6 protein-coding genes and 8 pseudogenes are annotated in these 16,700 nt (G+C 64.8%); 7 read left to right on the forward strand and 7 right to left on the reverse strand.

Annotated features, from left to right (window positions below):
• Window positions 1-108: 108 nt before the first annotated feature.
• Window positions 109-1,039, reverse strand: a pseudogene (locus tag AB0M18_RS35465) (IS5 family transposase).
• A gap of 234 nt (window positions 1,040-1,273) precedes the next feature.
• Window positions 1,274-2,112, reverse strand: a pseudogene (locus AB0M18_RS35470) (IS5 family transposase).
• Between the two features lie 853 nt (window positions 2,113-2,965).
• On the opposite strand from AB0M18_RS35470, the gene AB0M18_RS35475 reads away from it, so the two are divergent.
• The 3 genes and pseudogenes from AB0M18_RS35475 to AB0M18_RS35485 all read left to right on the forward strand — a co-directional run bounded on the left by AB0M18_RS35475 (window position 2,966) and on the right by AB0M18_RS35485 (window position 5,311).
• Window positions 2,966-3,517, forward strand: coding sequence for a GNAT family N-acetyltransferase (locus AB0M18_RS35475; protein WP_365765435.1), 552 nt, complete (start codon window positions 2,966-2,968; stop codon window positions 3,515-3,517).
• 390 nt (window positions 3,518-3,907) lie between these two features.
• Window positions 3,908-4,130: pseudogene (locus AB0M18_RS35480) on the forward strand (transposase); the annotation flags it as partial.
• A 2-nt stretch (window positions 4,131-4,132) separates the two neighbouring features.
• Window positions 4,133-5,311 (forward strand): annotated as a pseudogene (locus AB0M18_RS35485) (transposase).
• 48 nt (window positions 5,312-5,359) lie between these two features.
• Here the strand turns inward: AB0M18_RS35485 and AB0M18_RS35490 are convergent.
• The 3 genes and pseudogenes from AB0M18_RS35490 to AB0M18_RS35500 form a co-directional block, all read right to left on the reverse strand.
• Window positions 5,360-5,452: pseudogene (locus AB0M18_RS35490) on the reverse strand (integrase core domain-containing protein); the annotation flags it as partial.
• 93 nt (window positions 5,453-5,545) lie between these two features.
• Complete coding sequence (locus AB0M18_RS35495) at window positions 5,546-5,683, reverse strand: hypothetical protein (RefSeq protein WP_365765443.1); 138 nt, start codon at window positions 5,681-5,683, stop codon at window positions 5,546-5,548.
• Between the two features lie 293 nt (window positions 5,684-5,976).
• Window positions 5,977-6,227: pseudogene (locus tag AB0M18_RS35500) on the reverse strand (transposase); the annotation flags it as partial.
• Window positions 6,228-6,251: 24 nt separating this feature from the next.
• On the opposite strand from AB0M18_RS35500, the gene AB0M18_RS35505 reads away from it, so the two are divergent.
• The 3 genes and pseudogenes from AB0M18_RS35505 to AB0M18_RS35515 form a co-directional block, all read left to right on the forward strand.
• Window positions 6,252-6,425: a hypothetical protein gene (locus tag AB0M18_RS35505; protein ID WP_365765445.1), complete on the forward strand. Its 174-nt coding sequence runs from the start codon at window positions 6,252-6,254 to the stop codon at window positions 6,423-6,425.
• 118 nt (window positions 6,426-6,543) lie between these two features.
• Window positions 6,544-6,780: pseudogene (locus AB0M18_RS35510) on the forward strand (IS3 family transposase); the annotation flags it as partial.
• A 91-nt stretch (window positions 6,781-6,871) separates the two neighbouring features.
• Window positions 6,872-7,405, forward strand: a pseudogene (locus AB0M18_RS35515) (DDE-type integrase/transposase/recombinase); the annotation flags it as partial.
• Between the two features lie 386 nt (window positions 7,406-7,791).
• Here the strand turns inward: AB0M18_RS35515 and AB0M18_RS35520 are convergent.
• Window positions 7,792-11,520, reverse strand: coding sequence for a beta-ketoacyl synthase N-terminal-like domain-containing protein (locus AB0M18_RS35520; RefSeq protein WP_365765437.1), 3,729 nt, complete (start codon window positions 11,518-11,520; stop codon window positions 7,792-7,794).
• 538 nt (window positions 11,521-12,058) lie between these two features.
• Complete coding sequence (locus AB0M18_RS35525; protein ID WP_365765439.1) at window positions 12,059-12,886, reverse strand: nuclear transport factor 2 family protein; 828 nt, start codon at window positions 12,884-12,886, stop codon at window positions 12,059-12,061.
• A 3,086-nt stretch (window positions 12,887-15,972) separates the two neighbouring features.
• Between AB0M18_RS35525 and AB0M18_RS35530 the strand changes: the two genes are divergently transcribed.
• A partial coding sequence (locus AB0M18_RS35530; RefSeq protein ID WP_365765441.1) for an AMP-binding protein occupies window positions 15,973-16,700 on the forward strand: 728 nt, incomplete at its 3' end.

The following is a 16,700-nucleotide window of genomic DNA, read 5'->3' on the forward strand; positions in this document are numbered from 1 at the left end:
CTGCACACCTACAACCACCACCGCTGCCACACCGCACTCGACGGACACCCGCCCATCACCCGCGTCAACAACGCTGCGGGTCAATACACCTAGGCACTGTTTCTCGGATCATGTGCGGAGCCAGATGATGAGTGCTGCGAGGGTGCCGGTGCCGAGGTAGATGTAGGCGCGTTTCTCGTAGCGGGTGGCGACCGCCCGGAAGCCCTTCAAGCGGTTGATGGCCCGTTCGACGGTGTTGCGTTTCTTGTAGCGCTCGTTGTCGAATCCGGTGTGCCGGCCACCTCGGGAGCCTCGGTTCTTGCGGTGTCTTTGCTGGTCAGCGCGTTCGGGGATGGTGTGCCGGATGCCGCGTCGTCGCAGGTAGCGGCGGTTCTTCCGGGACGTGCAAGCCTTGTCGGCCAGGATGTGATCCGGTCGAGTGCGGGGCCGCCCGACTCCAGACCTGGGCACGGATACCTGCTCCAGCACGGCTTCGAACTGGGGGCCGTCTCCGTAGTGGCGGGCGTCAGGACCAGGGCGAGCGGCCGGCAGTGCCCTTCCGCGGCGAGGTGGATCTTGGTGGTGAAGCCGCCTCGGGAGCGTCCCGGGCACTCGACGATCTGACCACCTCCGCCAGCCGGACAGCCAGTTTCCGCAACTCCAGATCGACCCGACTCGTCCCCCGGGCGTTCCCCTTTTGAGAATCAGCGATGACCGGCGTCTTCCTCGCGCCGGCGGCGTGCTGATGCGCCCGTACCACGGTCGAGTCGACCGACACATCCCAGTCGATCCGGCCTGCCGCTTCCTCGGCGGCTTGGATCCGGGACAGCAGCATTGCCCAGGTTCCGTCCGCCGACCAGCGTCGATGCCGCTTGTAAACGGTCTCCCGCGGCCCGAACCGCTCCGGCAGATCCCGCCACTGGACACCCGTCCGCACTCGGTAGAGCACCCCGTTGATCACCCGCCGGTGGTCACTCCAGCGACCACCGCGCGTGCCACCACGAGGCAGGAACGACTCCAGCCATTCCCACTCCGCATTCGTCAGATCCCCACGGCCCATACAGCGAGCCTGACCTCAACAACCCACTGCCGTCAGGAGATCCGAGAAACAGTGCCTAGGTGTATCCACCCGCGGGTGGGCGAGCGTGAGGAGAGCCTGACGGCTGGCACTCAGCCGCCGCCAGCGGGAGCGGATCAGGTGGCGATGCCGCCGCGGCTCCTGGGCGAGGAAGCGAAGGGCGGAGCTGGACACGTCGATGCCCGACGAGATATGAGGTCGTTTTCTCCCCATGTTTCATCCTGGAATCGGGTGTTCTGTGCTCTTCGCCGGGTCGCGCCAGGAAATGGTGTTCTCGCCGGTGAGGCGGCGGGCCATGAGACCGGTCATCGCGATGTGGATCATGGCTTCGGAGCGGGTGGGCCGGGTTTCGTAGTCGCGGGCGAGGCGGCGGTGGAGCATGAGCCAGCCGTAGGTCCGCTCGACCGCCCACCGTTTGGGTATCGGGGTGAATCCCCTGGTCCCGGGGGTGCGGGCGGTGATCTCCATGCCGATGCCGAGGGCGGCTGCGTGCTCGACGAGGTGCAGGCGGTAGCCGCCGTCTACCTTGCGGATGCCCGGGTGATCGGCGGCGACCTGGTCGAGCACAGTGCCGGCGATGGAGTCCTGCACGCTGGCCGCGGTCACCAGCACGGCCAGGAGAAGGCCGAGCGTGTCGGTCACGATGCTCCGCTTCCTGCCGACGATCTTCTTCCCCGCGTCGATGCCCTGACCGGTGGCGGGAACACTGGTGCAAGTCTTCACGCTCTGGGCGTCGATCACGCACGCGGAAGGCTCGGCGTCCCGGCCTTCCTTCTCACGCAGAAGCTGCCTGAGCATGCTGTTGAGCTGGGCGAACACGCCCTCGTCGGCCCATTTGGCGAAGTAGCCGTAGACGGTGTTCCAGTGCGGGAAGTCGTGAGGGAGGCAGCGCCACTGGACCCCGGTCCGGTCGACATACAAGAGTCGTGCTCGAGCGGCCGGACAAAGTTCAGGGCTCTGCTTCGGCGCTCGAGCCGCCATGCGGAAAGGACCGGCTCGATCAACTCCCAGCGGGCATCGGACAGATCACTCGGATACGGACGTCGCCTCGCCATGCTTTCGGCCTACCGCCGCGAACCATATGCGCCCAGGCGCACGGCAGCGGCAGCGGAAGCACGCCACCACAAAGACCAGACATCCCGGGATGAGACAGGATCACCTCGCTGTCCGCCCCATCCGCGACCTCACCCGCCCGGCAAACAGCAACAGCCCCAGCAGCCTCACCAGCACCACCCCTCTGCACCTCACGAACCACCCCATAGATGAAGAATGCAGGCGAAAACGACCTCTAAACAAGCACGCGAAGCCTCTGGTGGAGACGGTTCTCTCGGCCGAATACCCATCTACCAGGGGTTTCACCACGCTGTCACCCAACTGCCATGCTGAGCAACTAGGTTGGAGACGGCTCACACACAACAGACACTCACGGCTGTAGTACCGGTGGACCCGCGCCACCAGCCCGTCCAGTTGATCCTTGTCCAGCCCTGTCGTAACGTCCCGCTCAACGACCCTGCCCCGGCGTGATCCGACGGCGCCGCAAGCATCGGGCTACGGAGCAGAGCCGTCTCAGGATCAAGAAAATCGTGCTGCGAACCCCCACAAGCAAGCCTCCTGAACTGAAACCTCCAACCCGCTGCTGCTGAATTCCAGACTTCTCATAGGTAGCGGCACACGCAAGCAAAGGCATAGAGAGTCCGCGTGCAAGAAATTAGAAGACTTGCCGATATTAGACAATCGGCCACCGGCGAAGAACACCTACTCTGGACGGCGCAAGGGCAGGAAGATGGCAGTCTGGGCCCAGGCGCGCGGGCATGGGTTCACGGGACCGCAATGGCCGTCGCGTGCCCGTCCCTCAACTCATGCGATCGGCTAGCAATTAAGGGAGGGAGTGCCGACACGACATACTTGGTGCGGAGGGTTCTGGAGGAGATAGGTACTGAGTACCGTCTTTTCGGTGAAGCATCTTTGATCTCCTCCCTAGTTCAACAGATTCCCAACCTCACTCCGATCCGGAACATCGTCTGGATGGACGCCACTACCTCTCTACCAGAACTCGGTACGCCGCGCGCTCAGTGGCTGAACGACCAGCACGCGAAGGGCATTCAATCACTGTTCACCAATTTCTTCCCCGATTCCTACGCCCAGCCAGGATGTAGCGGCGTAGATCGCTGGGCTGGGGTACTTGCAGGGGCCGCCGATCCGATGCCGTTGGCAGTAGCAGCAGACGCCTGGTCTAGTGCCGGATGTGGATTTTTAGCCGGCGTTATCACTCACCCTTCGGCGCGCGGCCGCGGCCTAGCTCAGCTGGTCTGCAGATTTGTCGTGGATTCGCTTATTAGTCAATACGGGCGCGCGGCCCTTATGGTGCATGCCGATAACGATCCCGCTATCGCCGCATATGAACGCATCGGCATGCGCAAACGTCCCTTCCTGGCAGCCCACGTCGCTTGCAGCAGCTAAAACTTCTGCATCTAATTGGGCCTCTTCAGCAATCGATGAGCGCTGACCTCGAGGGGTCTTCGCAAAGGTCGAGCGCAGGTTACCTATAAGCGGAACTTAGCCCGAGACTCTCTGCAACCTTCACAAGACCTAGATCATCTATCCTCGAATCTTTCTCAAGATCCGCCCAACCTCCTTGGAACCAGGCATGATCAGTGATGTCCCAGAGGTCCTTCTGACCCATCCCATCGACGTCGTCTCCTGAATTCCCTACCGTACCTCCTCCCCATTTTCCGTACACGCGAGATCAAGGCCTTACCTGATACACAAATACCATTTTTCACCAAGATCTCCCAGTTACATTCAATATTTCAAAGTGTCCGAGGAGACCCCAAACACCCAATACGCTGCGTGCATGTGAGGCTGCGGGACGGCCAGGTCCCCAACCGGCCGATCTACGTAGCTCTCACGGTCACCGTCGAGGGCACGAGGGAGCTCCTCGGGCTGTGGGTCGGCGACGGTGGCGAAGGCGCCAAGTACTGGCTCCATGTCCTGGCCGAGATCAAAAGATCGCGGTGCCGAAGACGTCTGCATGGTCGTCTGCGACGGCCTCACGGTCCTGCCCGACGCGATCTGCTGCATCGCGATGCCCGCCATGAGCCGTTGGCCGAACTGTCACGCTTCCGGGGCGAGTTCTACTCCTGTCTCACTGCCCGTTCGGACGCTGTCACACCTATGACCGGGGCAAGGACCAGCACATCGGGTGGCCCTACTCGATCGTCTGCGCGCTCGAGCCCGGCCGCAGTTCGTGGACCGCACCGCTGAACGCGTTGCGCCTCGCGCCCTGGGACGACACGGCCACCGTCACCGGCCGGCAGCTGAGCGACCTGGTCGAGCGGCTGATCACCGCAGGTCAGTGGCGGACCGGGGACCCGGACGTTCTGGCCGTCGCGGACGCCGGATACGACGCACCCCGGCTGGCCTTTCTGCTGAAGGATCTGCCGGTGCAGGTGCTGGCCCGGATGCGCTCGGACCCTGTCCTGCGCAGGCCCGCACCCTCGCGGGAGCCTCACACCATGGGCCGGCCGCCCCGGCACGGCGGCGAGTTCGTCTTCGGCCGGCCCGACACCTGGGGCACCCCGGAAACGCACACCGTCACCGACACACGCCTCTAGGGCACCGCCACCGCCCGGTCCTGGGGCCGGCTCCACCCCAAGCTCACCCACCGCTCGTCCTGGGCCGCAGCCGACGGCACCCTCCCAATCGTCGAAGGGACCGTGATCCGCCTGGACATCGACCACCTGCCCAGCGGAGCCACCCCGAAGCCGGTCTGGCTGTGGTGGTCGGACACCGACGCAGACACCGCCGACATCGACCGGCTCTGGCAGGCATACCCTGCGGCGCTTCGACATCGAGCACACCTTCCGCCTCCTCAAACAGATCCTCGGCTGGACCTGCCCGAAGATACGCACCCCCGGGGCGACGGACCGCTGGACCTGGCTGATCCTGGCGGCATATACCTAACTGCGACTGGCCCGGCCACTTCCAGCCGACCGGCGCCGTCCGTGGGAGGGGCCGGTTCCCGCTGACAGACTGACGCCCGCACGTGTCCGCCGCGGCTTCCGGCACATCAGCCCGACAGCCACCTGCCCGGCCGGTGCTCCGAAATCCACCCGCCCCGGACCGGGACGGCCTCCCGAACGCAAGAACACCCGGCCCACCCCACGCCACGACGTCCACACACCCCGCAGGAGGGGCCACACCGCGTCCCGGACCAAGCAGTCGACCACCCCACGACCTCGCCGCACAGGTTAAAGATCAAGCTAGGCGGGCCTCGTGTTCGCCGGGCCAATACTCTCAGCCCTTGAGCGCTTCGCGTTTGAAGGTCGCGTTGAAAGACTCGGCGAGCGCGTTGTCCGCGCTGGTTCCGATCGCGCCCATGCTCTGGCGGATACCTGCCGACGCGTAAATACATACACGTCAGGAGGGTTCCGGGCACCCGATGTGCTCGGCGGCCTCGCGTGGGCTGTCGAGTACGGGGCGTCCGGGTCAGGCCGCGGTGTCGAGCGAGTCGAGGGTTACGCGGTAGCCGAGCTGGGTGATCGCGGGGCGGGTGGAGCGTTCGGGGTCGCGCTGGGTGAAGTTGGTCCCGCCGAGCTCGCCGTACGGCTTGCGGTCGGTGAGCATGTGCCAGATCGTGGTGCCGATCGAAGTCTAGACGGCAACGAGGGCTTCATCATGCCGCGGCGGGCAGTGAGCGTTTGTAGCGGGCCTGGAGGTAGGTATCCTTGGTGCGTGCGGCGCCGAGCGCGGCGATGCTCATGGCGCCCCCTTGAGGTGCGGGGCGCCGGGGCGGGCCTTGGTGCTCTTGGTGCGTCCGACTGAGGAGCGGTGGCCGGGGCAGACCCCGGTCCAGGACAGGACGAAACGGAGCCATCGCCGCCCGCGGCACGAGGGCGCCCTCGCGGGGCCGAGTAGCCGAAGGCCCGCTCCAGCGCGGGGAAGACGCCGGTCAGCACATACCTGACACGGTTGATCATCCGGACCCGGTCAGCGACCAGACCGCCGCGGTGGGCGGTCAGCAACGCGAGGCCGGCGGCCGGCCGTGCCGGCACCGCGAGGACGATGAGGTCCGGGCGGGGGCGGCCGTCTCGGCTATGACTTACGCGTCACGCGCGCCGGTTCTGACCGCGCCCCGGCAGGCGCCGGGCATGCGGTTGGCGGTCCGGCCCGACGCATAGCCGAGTGGGCCGCGATGAAGGCGGTCGCCGCGAAGCTCGGCATCGGCACGACCGAGACACTGCGCAAGCGGCTCCGTCAGGACGAGATCGACGCCGGGACCCGGCCGGGGACGACTCCGGAGGAGTCGGCCGAACTGAAGCGGCTGAAGAAGGAGAACGCCGAGCTGAAGCGGGCGAACAGATCCTGAAGGCGGCAGCGTCTTTCTTCGCGGCCGAGCTCGACAGGCCACACGCACGCTCATAACGTTCATCGACGAGCACCGGGACCGCTTCGGCGGGGTCGAGCCGATCTGCCGCGTGCTGACGATGCACGACTGCAAGATCGCCCCCTCCACCTACTACACCCACCACAAACGCCAGGCCGCACCGCCCGCCAGGACCGTGCGAGACGGCGAGCTAAAGGAGCTGATCCAGCACGTCCACGACACCAACTACCGTGTCTACGGGGCGAGGAAGACCCGGCGCAAGCTGAGCCGGCAGGGCCAGGCTATGGCCCGCTGCACCGTCAAACGCCTGATGCGCGAACTCGGCATCACCGGAGCGGTCCGCGGCAAACCGGTGATCACAACGCTTCCCAGCGGCAGGCCGGGCGGGCTCCCGACCTCCTGGACCGCGACTTCGTCGCCGGCGCCGGAACCGGCGCTGGGTCGCGGACTTCACCCACGTGAAGACCTGGGCCGACGCCGTCTACGTGGCGTTAGTCGTGGACACCATCTCCCGCCGGATCGTCGGCTGGTCCGCGGCCACCTTGAAGGAGACGGTCTTCGTGCTCGACGCCCTGGAGATGGCGATCTGGCAACGAGACCGCGACCAACACCCCATAATGCCGGGCGAGTTGATCGATCACTCCGATGCCGGGTCGCAAAGTACGAGTTCCCAGCTCGCCGAGCACCTGGACACGGCCGGCATCGCTGCCTCGGTCGGATCGGTCGGAGACGCTTACGACAATGCCCTGATGGAGAGCACGATCGGCCTGTTCAAGACCGTGCTGATTAAGCCCCGACGGCCGTGGAAGACGCTGTCCGACGTCGAGCTCACCACCGCCGAGTACGTCGACTGGTACAACCACCGACGACTTCACGGTGAGATAGGCCACGCCCCACCCGTCGAGTACGAAAACAACCACTACCGCGAAACCATGAAAGCCCAGGTCACAACCAACATCTGAGATCTCTATCGAACCCGGAACGGTTCAGCCGCACCTGCGGCGCTCCCTCACCTGGGACCAGGGCTCGGAAATGGCCGCCCACCGCACCTTCAGCATCGCCACAGCATCCCGGTCCACTTCCGCGACCCCGACACCCCTGACAACGAGGCTCCAATGAATACACGACCAGCCCTCCATCGCAGTACTCTCCAAAGAGCACCGACCCGTCCGTCCACGACAGTGAGTACTCGGCCGCCATGGCCGCCGGACCCGACAGGCGCCCACGCGAGACGCTCGACCGGGAAACCCCAGTCGAGCGTCTCGCTCAAGCACCCGGCCACAGCCAGTTGACCACGTGCTGCAACCGCCCCTGGAATCCGCCAGGCTCTCCGGCAAAGCAGGGTGGGTCAACAGCGTGACTGGAAGCCCGCCTGGATGTGGGCGTTCATGGAGGTCAGGATCTTTCGTGTGCCGATCTCGAGGAAGTCCGGGTCGAAGTCGGTGATGGCCCTTTCCACGCATTGGCGCCAGCAGACAGTGCTTTCAAGCTGTTTGGCGAGTACGGTCGGAATTTCTGCCTGGTTAAGCGGCTCGCCTGTGACGCTGGACAGGACAGGCATGGTCGGCTCCTTGAATGTGACGGTGTGTAGGGCGTGGCGGAGGGCATCGACGGCAGGCCTCATGTAGCGCGAGTGGAAGGCACCGCTGACTTCGAGTCCGCGAACGGCTCGGGCGCCATGCTCGAGGAGGACGGGGGTTAGGCGCTGGAGTTCGCTGTGGGGTCCGGCAAGAGTGAGGCTGGCCTCAGTGTTGATCGATGCGAGATCGAGGTGTCGGAATTCGGCTGTGGCCAGGAGGCTTTGCATCGCCTCCTGAGGGATTCCGTTGACGGCGAGCATTCCTCCGCCCTCGATGCGGGACATCGCGTCGGCGCGTGCGACGACGAGGCGCAGGCCGTCGCCAAAGCTCAGCGATCCGGCGACTTCAAGGGCGTTGTACTCGCCTAGGCTGTGGCCCAGGACGAGGTCCGGCGCACCGGCTTCTTCGTGGCGCCGACGTGCTGCGAGGGCGTTGACAACGTAGATGGCGGGTTGCGCGTACAGGGTGCTACTGAGTGGCCGTTGCGGATTGCCGGCGCACAGGTCGGCCACGGAGTAGCCGAGGATGGCGTCGGCTTCGCGGATCATTTCCGGGTAGCTGGTCAGCAGGTCGCGCCCCATGCCACGGTGCTGCGTGCCTTGCCCCGCGAACACCCAGGCCGTCCTTCGGCTTTCGTCCGTGAGGCCGGCACTTCGTACTGGCGACGTGGACATAGGTGACGGAATGCGGTGGTGCCGCGTCCCCTGTTCGACAGCGCCACCGCTCTGCTCCTCTTGGAGCGCGCGGTCAAAGGCGGCTGCCAGCATGGGGATGTGCTCTTGATCGAACATAGTGAAGTGGTCGCCGGGTACCCTTGACAGCCGCAGGTCACCCGTTAGATAGGGCTGCCAGTCATCAGTGGTCACGGCGTCGGTCAGAAGGACGCTGTGGCTGAGGGGGAGTGGCTGGGTGGCAGCCAGCAGATGAACCTTGCCTCCGTAGGGGTGTGGGTCATGACTACTGAGGGCCTGCGCGCTGGTGTGCCACGCGTGGTAGAGGGTGCGGAGCTGTTGCATGGTGTCAGAGGTCCAGTTGGGCTGGCGGACGGCTTCGATGGCCTCCTCGACCGTTCGGGGTGGACCGTCCGCGAGGCGCGGCTGGACAAGCCCAAGGGTGCTGGCGAGCAGGGCGGGGAAGGAAGCGAGGAACTCCTGATCGCTGAAATTCCTTCGATGGGCGTGCGGGGGGAGGGTGTCGAAGAGGACGACGTTTTCCACCTCTTCGCCCTCGTGTTGAAGGATGCGAGCCATCGCCAGAGCGACTGTCCCGCCCAGGGAATATCCGCCGATGCGGTAGGGGCCGCAGGGGGCGACGGTGCGGATCAAGGCGATATAGTGCTCGGCCATCCCCTCGATCGAGGTTGGTGGCGTGGGATGGTCACTGGGGTAGGCGATGGCGTACAAGGGGTCGGGAGTCACACTGTGCACGGCCAGAGCGTGCGCGAACTGCGTGGTGCCTCCTGAGGGGTGGATGAGGAACACTTCGCGGCCGGGGGTTCCGTCCCTGACGAGTTGGAGGCTGTCCGCTCGGTCGATCTGTGCAGGTGCGGATTGTGAAGTGGCCCAGGCGGCCAGCCGTCGTGGCGTTCTCAGTCGGTAGAAGAGTTGGAGGCTGAGAGGGACATCGAGCCGCCTGCGCAGTTTGTCGACGAGTGCCACGGCCATGAGCGAATCGCCTCCGAGCGACTGATAATCGTCGTCCGGTCCCGCCATGTCGATGCCGAGGTGCTCACAGAATGTCTCGGCGATGGTTGTAGCGAGGTCCAGTGTCCGCCTGAGCGGGTGCGGACTCGGCAGATCCCCCGATTGGACGGCGGCGACCGCCTCGATCCAGTGGCGTTCGCGGTGAAGGTGTACGCCCGGGATACGGATCTTCCTGGCGGCCGTCATGTCCCCCTGCTGCGCCTGATGGTGCGAGGTTTGTGGCACAGACTCCTTGGTCAGGCAGGCCCGCAGTTCTTCCAGTCTTGCTACGGCCTGCGGCAGTGTGGTGGCGGTGACCACAGCGCGGTGTGCCAGCGGCTGGCGTCCGTTGGCCAGAGTATAGGCGAGGTCGTCCAGTCGGGTCTGGGGATGCTGCTGCAGGTGGTCGGCCAGGTCCGCGGCTGTGTCAGCCAGGCGCTTGCCCTCGGGGGCGGAGAGTAGCAGCGAATAGGGGCTGCCTGCCGGCTGCCCAGTCCTCGGCTCGGTGGGCGGAGGCGAGGTCAGGACACAGTGGACATTAGTGCCGCCGATACCCAAGGATGTCACCGCGGCTGCGTGAAGTGGGGCCGACGGCTGATGGGTGCGCGTGTGGATGGTGAACGGTGTCTCCTCCAGGCGGAGTTCAGGGTTGGGCTGCGTGAAGTTGATTTGTGGAGGGATGGTCTGGTGATGCAGCACGAGCGCGGCTTTGACAAGGCCGGTGACGCCGGCTGCGGCGTCCAGGTGACCGATGTTCGCCTTGATGCTGCCCAGTGCGCAGCTCGCTGCGGGGCCAGCGGACTGTGAGTACGCCTCGTTCAGGGCAGCGACCTCGATGGGGTCGCCCAGATAGGTGCCTGTGCCGTGTGCCTCGATGTAGCCGATGGCCGAGGCAGGGAGGCCGGAGGATGCCAGGGCGGCCTTAACCACCTCTACCTGGCCGGGCACGCTCGGTGCCGTGTAGCCGGCCTTGAGCGAGCCGTCGTTGTTGACGGCCGTACCAGCTATGACTGCGTAGATGTGATCACGGTCGGACAGTGCCTGCTCCAGTCGTTTGAGAACGACCACCGCGCAGCCGCTGCCGCGGATCATGCCTGAGGCCTGGGCATCGAAGGGGCGGCAGTGCCCGTCCGCCGAGAAGGTCCCACCCTGCTGGTAGAGGTATCCGGTGGTCTGAGGGGTGAAGAGACTGACTCCTCCGGCGACGGCGACCTCGCACTGATCGGACAGCAGCGCGGTTTTGGCCAGGTCGACTGCAACGAGGGAACTAGAGCATCCCGCCTGCACGGTCAGACTCGGACCGGTCAGTCCGAGTCGATACGACACTCGGGTGGCCAGGAAGTCTTTGTCGTTGCCCAGCATCACCGGGTAGCTGAATGCCTGGCCGCGGTGTTCAGCCGAGGGCAGGATGTGATGCAGCAGGTAGGAACTGAGTGAGCTGGTGCCGAAGACTCCGATCCTGCCCTGGCAAGATGCCGGCGGAGTGCTGGCATCCTCTAGCGCTTCCCACACGCATTCTAGAAAGAAACGGTGTTGGGGGTCCATCAGTCGGGCCTCTGCGGGAGGAATGCCGAAGAACGCTGCGTCGAATTGCTCGATCCCGGCCACATTGGCTGCAAACGGCCGGTAGTCAGGGTCCGAGCTCTCCCGAGCGGGGACGCCGGCGGCGGCCAGTTCCTCGGGCGTGAATCGACGTACCGCTTCGGTTCCCTGCAACAGCATCGACCAGAGTCCGTCGATGCTGTTCGCGCCGGGAAATCGGCCGGCCATGCCTACGATGGCTATCGAGCCCTGGGTCGAGTGGGGGCTGGTCATGGGGGCGGCTCCTGAGTCTTACAAGGCCCGTTGCATGTTATGTGCTGGCGGGCCGAGCGGTCTGAAATGTCTGGCGAAAGGGGGCAGGCCAGCCAGTGCCTGGCGAGTCGTAGTCCGCCGACAGGTCGTCGGTCACCTGCGATGTGCCAGGAACCTGCAGCGGGCGCTCAGGACTGCACGGGAGCAGACGCGGACCGCCCTTTGGATCTTGGAGCTTCTCTCTGAGAATCGGGCTGCGGCGCTGCGGCACTGGGCGGGAGTTCTCGCTCTCTTCTTGAACGGGCGTGAACCACCTTGTGTGTGAGGATGGCCCAACGTCGGGTGCCGCCTGCCGATGCCCCCTCGCAGGTGAGGGCGAGCCAGGCAGCGTGCTCGACTGGCGTGGGACATCGAACAGGAGCATGCGCGATGCGCTGGGCAGCCGTGTCAAAGCCGCGATGGTTGCTGGTGGCGTTGATTGCTGAAGGCCACGTGACGCTACCGGCCCGGATGCGGCCGGCCGTCCAACCACGCCGTATAGCCGCCGTTCGTATGGGCCTCAGAGCAGGGTGCGGTGCTGGTGCAGGAAGATCCACCGCCCCTCGCCGTTCTTTTCGAGTAGGTTGCTCAGTCGGTAGAGCCGGATGTCTTTGTGGCCGTCGGACGACGTCAGGACCACTGTCGACATGGTCATGAGGAAGACCTTGCCTGGTGCCAGAGGGCGGCATTTCTCCAATTCGACGGTCCATGAAAACGTCCCACCGGATGACACCACCTCGGCGATGGGTGGGAAGGTTTCCCGGACTGCTGCAACGTCCAGACAGGCGCCTTCCTCGACGAGCTCCAAGAACTCCTCATGCAGGGAGGGGGCCAGGTCGGCCGCGAAGTCGAAGTTGCGAAGGTTTAGCTTCTGGGTGACGTGCCTCGCCAATTCTTGGTAAGCGGCAAAGGCGTCCTCACCGTCACTGGCGTCGTTCGGGGCGAACAGAGTGTCTTCCTGATGGGTAGACCAGTGCACCTGGACGATGCGCCACCCCTTCTCCTCCTGCTCAAGCGCGAAGGTAACCCGCAGTCCTGGTCCGCTGAGCTGTCGGCAGGAGACGGTCCCACGGAAATCGACGAGTGCGGCAGCGCACGCCGCGCCGCCATTTGCCAGCACTTGCGACCAGAAGTCGAGAATGCGTATCTCTGGTTCCCGCCCGGCGGCGGCCTGGCAGGCCACCGGGGCCGCGAAGGCCTCCCAGTCGGTGGTCTGCAGGTCTGCGTGCGCACCGAACGAAACAACGCCGTCGCGCCGGCTCAAGCGTCCGTACATCTGCTGTGTATCTGCGCGCTGGTAAGACTGTAGGTATCGTTCGATCGTTTCTCGGATGACTTGGCTAGTCACGGGGAGCTCCAGTGTGGGTAGAGGTGAGGTCGACATAAGCAGTGGACGGGAACCATTTCGGCCTGTCTGCAGACCAGGGAACGCCTGCGCTGGTCAGGAGCGTGAGCCGCTCCCTTCAGGAAGCACAGGCTGAAACGGCTCCGGTTTCATGTTTCTTCCGGGTTGCTACGGTTCCCTATTTGACCTGGAACCAGGCGAGTATGTAGGCGATGCGGGTGCTATAGGAGCGGATCGTGGGGTGGGCGAACAGGTCGGTCATGCGTAAGCGTTCGATTGGAACCGAGTCATGACCATGGTGTGGATCTGTGCGATGTGCAGCAACGCCCTGCCGATGCCGAAGATGCGCCCACCCCGACCGGCGGTCTCGGCTGCTAGGGCCCGCTTCCATATAGCAGCGATCCGACCTTCCACGGTCTGACGGCGTCTGATTTGTTCAGGTGTGGCAGCAATGGAAGGACTGCGCAAAGCTTTCGTGTCGATCTTGCCGTTGGCTGTGGTGGGGAACCGGTCGAGGGCCTGGTAGACGCGGGGCGGGGGCAACCACGTGGTGTGTTGCTCCGAGCTGGACGAGTGCAGTTCCTCCAAGTTCTCGCCGGGACGATCCGGGTCGGGGACGAACCGTTCACCAGTAACTCCCACAGGGACGTCTGCCTTGTCGAAGACACACGCCTGGGTACCTGGCAACATCGCCCGATCCGGACCGGGTCGGCGACCTCCGCAGGCGGTGTCATCACGTAGAACGTGCCATACACCGTGGCCTCGTTGGGACAGTCGCCGTTGATCAGACGCAGTCCCGCATTGGCTCCCACAAAATCCACCGCGAGGGCGGCATTGAGGGCCTCCCCGCTCGTTGTGAGTCCCGACAGCTCCTTGAGAAAGCGGGATCCAGTTCAATATGCCGCTCGAAGACGGCGGAGGGTAGTTGAGTATGCGTGATGCTGTGTTCGGCGATGAACTGCCAACTGCCGTGTCGTTGTCACTGTCGTCGGCGCACACAAGCCGCGCCCCGTTTGCAGCGCACTCCCGATCTCCGCCGTGGCCATCAAAGGAAAGGGAAAACTGATCAGGCGCATCTGCCAGGCAGACGATCCAGCCCTGCTGGGCTACGTCGGTGACCGAGTTGAAGATGCCGGAGTGCTGCACCTGCACAGCCTTCGGATACGCCGGATCCAACGGCACGTAAGTACACCCAGGCCTTCAAAACGGCCGGAATGTGGACAACCGCATCCATCACGCGCGGCAGACACATCCCCACCCGAATCCTCTCGCACCACCGCGCCGCCAGAGCTCTACCGCATCGGGGGGTAGCTCAGTGTGACGCTCTGCCAAGTCGCGCACATTGCCGGCAGTCGCGGCGGTCCACCATCCTGTGCATTCGGCGGAAGCGGGGGCTGTCGATGAAGTAAGTCGAGAACTGTGCACCATGAATACCGACCTGAGGAGTGAGACTGATCCACGCTTCCTGGGCGGGCGGTTCACCCACCATGCAGATCAATGCGGACGCTAGCACACGCCAACAGGTCAGCATTAATAAGTAATCAACACTCAATCATGAAGTGCTGGAGGCCTGATGGAGGCTCAATTCTCTTAGCAGCCTGACCTGGCCAGGGCTCTTGCGAAGTCGCCGTGGTCTTGTGAACCTGCTGGTCATCTGGGGTGTGACTGGACGTGCCGAAGCTCTGTTGATGTAGGGCTGGCAACTCGCCCGCGAACAACGAGACTTCGGTGATTCGTGGCCTGCCGTGCCCGCGCTCATCCTGTCGCAATCGCCCTCCCGGCGGTGATGAAGCGGTGGGGACATCGATCTGCGTGATCGCGCAGGACGCCGGTATCCGCTGGTCGCGCTGGTCAGAGCGGCTACCCGCGCGGTGGTGTCGGAGCGCGCTCGTACTCGGTGGTCGGGCACTGGCCGCGACGGGCGCCGCGGGACACCCGGGCGCGGCTCGGTTTCGCGACCCGGGGCGCGCTGAGCGTGCGGCCGGCCGTGTCGGTGAACACCGTCCGCCGGGTCGTCGAGCGCTTCCGCCCCGGCGAGCCGGCCGGACGAAAGGGCCACACGGGGCTCACGCACCCGGACACGGACCGCGGCCAGCCCCGCTGGCCGTCATCGGCACAGGGTCATCGCCCGACTGCGGATCCCCAGCAGGACCGACGAGATTCCCCGCCCACGCGACGCGCCCGGCGCGCTGGACATCGAATGCACCCCGGGTGAGCGCGAACCCACCACACACAGACAGGCAAACACCGCACTGTTCCTGGTCCGGGACAAGAACCGCCCCACCTACCCGCTCACCGTCAAGCTCAACCAGCCCACCGCGTAAGCGAGTCGCCGCCGCCTGCCTGGGACAGGGCCGCCGTGAAGTACGACGACCGCACCCAGCGCCACGACCGCGACCAGACCCGCGCAGCGCGCGTGCCAAGCGTCCCTCACCCGCACTTCCCCCACGCCCTCCAGGACAGCCCAGACGTGAGCCGTTTCTGATTAATAGGTAGTAGTTCCTCATGCTGGAGGATCCCGGCGACGCCACTCTGTCATATGCCAGGGAGTGAGCGATCACTGCCGGAGAGTGAACTGCAGGTTTGCAGACATCACCCAACACCGTGTCGAGAGCCGTGTCCTGTGATGCCACGCCAGAAGGCGGGAAAGTGACCATGCATCAGGCGGTTAAGAGCTGCCGGAGCGTCGTTTTGGCGAGCATCCTTTCGATCCCCCCGCGTCCACACCATGCGGCACATCCATGCATACGGCGGCACGGGGAGACACTGCGCGGGCCGCGCTGTGGCCGAGGTGCGAGCGTGCGCCACATAGGTGACGGATTGCCACTGAGAGTGGCGCAGGCCCGTCTTCACGGTCTTGCGAATCAACTCCACGTCGCCCGGTACCTCCGTTCAGGCCATCGCTTGCGCTGCCCAGCCATCTGGACAGCACTGCCTAGGCGTCGGCAGCGGCAGCTCGAAGGAAGGGTGCCGAAGTGGATATGGCTGCCCGTCGCGAGAGCGGAAGGCGTCCCTGCCGGGGACTGAATCGGTTTCCTGTTTCCTTGTTATGCAGCGCATTGCTGCAACGATCTTTAATGTGAGGCATCGTGGATGTTTCCCCGTCTTCCAGCGCCACCTACCCGAATTTCGACTTGATGGCTGACCCCATATGCGACTATCCGGAGTGCCTAGGGATCCATCAACTGGTCGACGATTGGGCTGGGTCACGGCCGTCAGCGATTGCGGTGATGGATAGTCACATTTCGTTGACCTACAGCGAGTTGGTGATGCGGGCGAACCGGCTGGCGCACTACCTGCTTGGGCGTGGGGTGGAACGTGGGGACCGTGTGGGCGTTCGGCTTCCTCGAGGGGTGTCGACAGTGGTGGCGTTCCTGGCCGTGTTGAAGGCGGGGGCGGCTTTTGTGCCGATGGATCCTGCCTACCCGGCGTCGAGGCTAGCCTATTTGGCCGAGGACTGCGGTGCAGTTGTGGTGCTGGATAAACCACTGCTTGACGCAGCTGCCGGCGAAATTGCTGAGCAGCCGGAGACCGCTCCGGCCGTGCAGGTGGGTGGGAGTGACCTGGCCTATGTGATGTATACGTCCGGTTCGACGGGGCAGCCGAAGGGGGTGCAGGTCGAGCATCGGAGCATCGTCGATCTGATCACCGGTGCGGACTACGCCGACCTCGGCTCAGACGCCCAGATCTTGCATTGCGTTTCGCCTTCGTTCGATGTATCGAATATGGAGATCTGGGGGGCTTTGCTGTCGGGTGCGAGGTTGGTGATTGCGCCCGCGGGTCCGCCGGTCAGCGAGGTATTGGGGGATCTGATCCG

Origin of the sequence: Streptomyces sp. NPDC051909, assembly GCF_040681095.1 — a bacterium.
In the GTDB taxonomy this organism is placed as follows: Bacteria; Actinomycetota; Actinomycetes; order Streptomycetales; family Streptomycetaceae; genus Streptomyces.

What these genes read in the sequence shown, in the direction of transcription:
- AB0M18_RS35520 (WP_365765437.1), bottom strand. Translation starts at nt 11,520, where the DNA reads ATGACCAGCCCCCACTCGACCCAGGGCTCGATAGCCATCGTAGGCATG.
- AB0M18_RS35505 (WP_365765445.1), top strand. Translation starts at nt 6,252, where the DNA reads ATGAAGGCGGTCGCCGCGAAGCTCGGCATCGGCACGACCGAGACACTG.
- AB0M18_RS35495 (WP_365765443.1), bottom strand. Translation starts at nt 5,683, where the DNA reads ATGCTCACCGACCGCAAGCCGTACGGCGAGCTCGGCGGGACCAACTTC.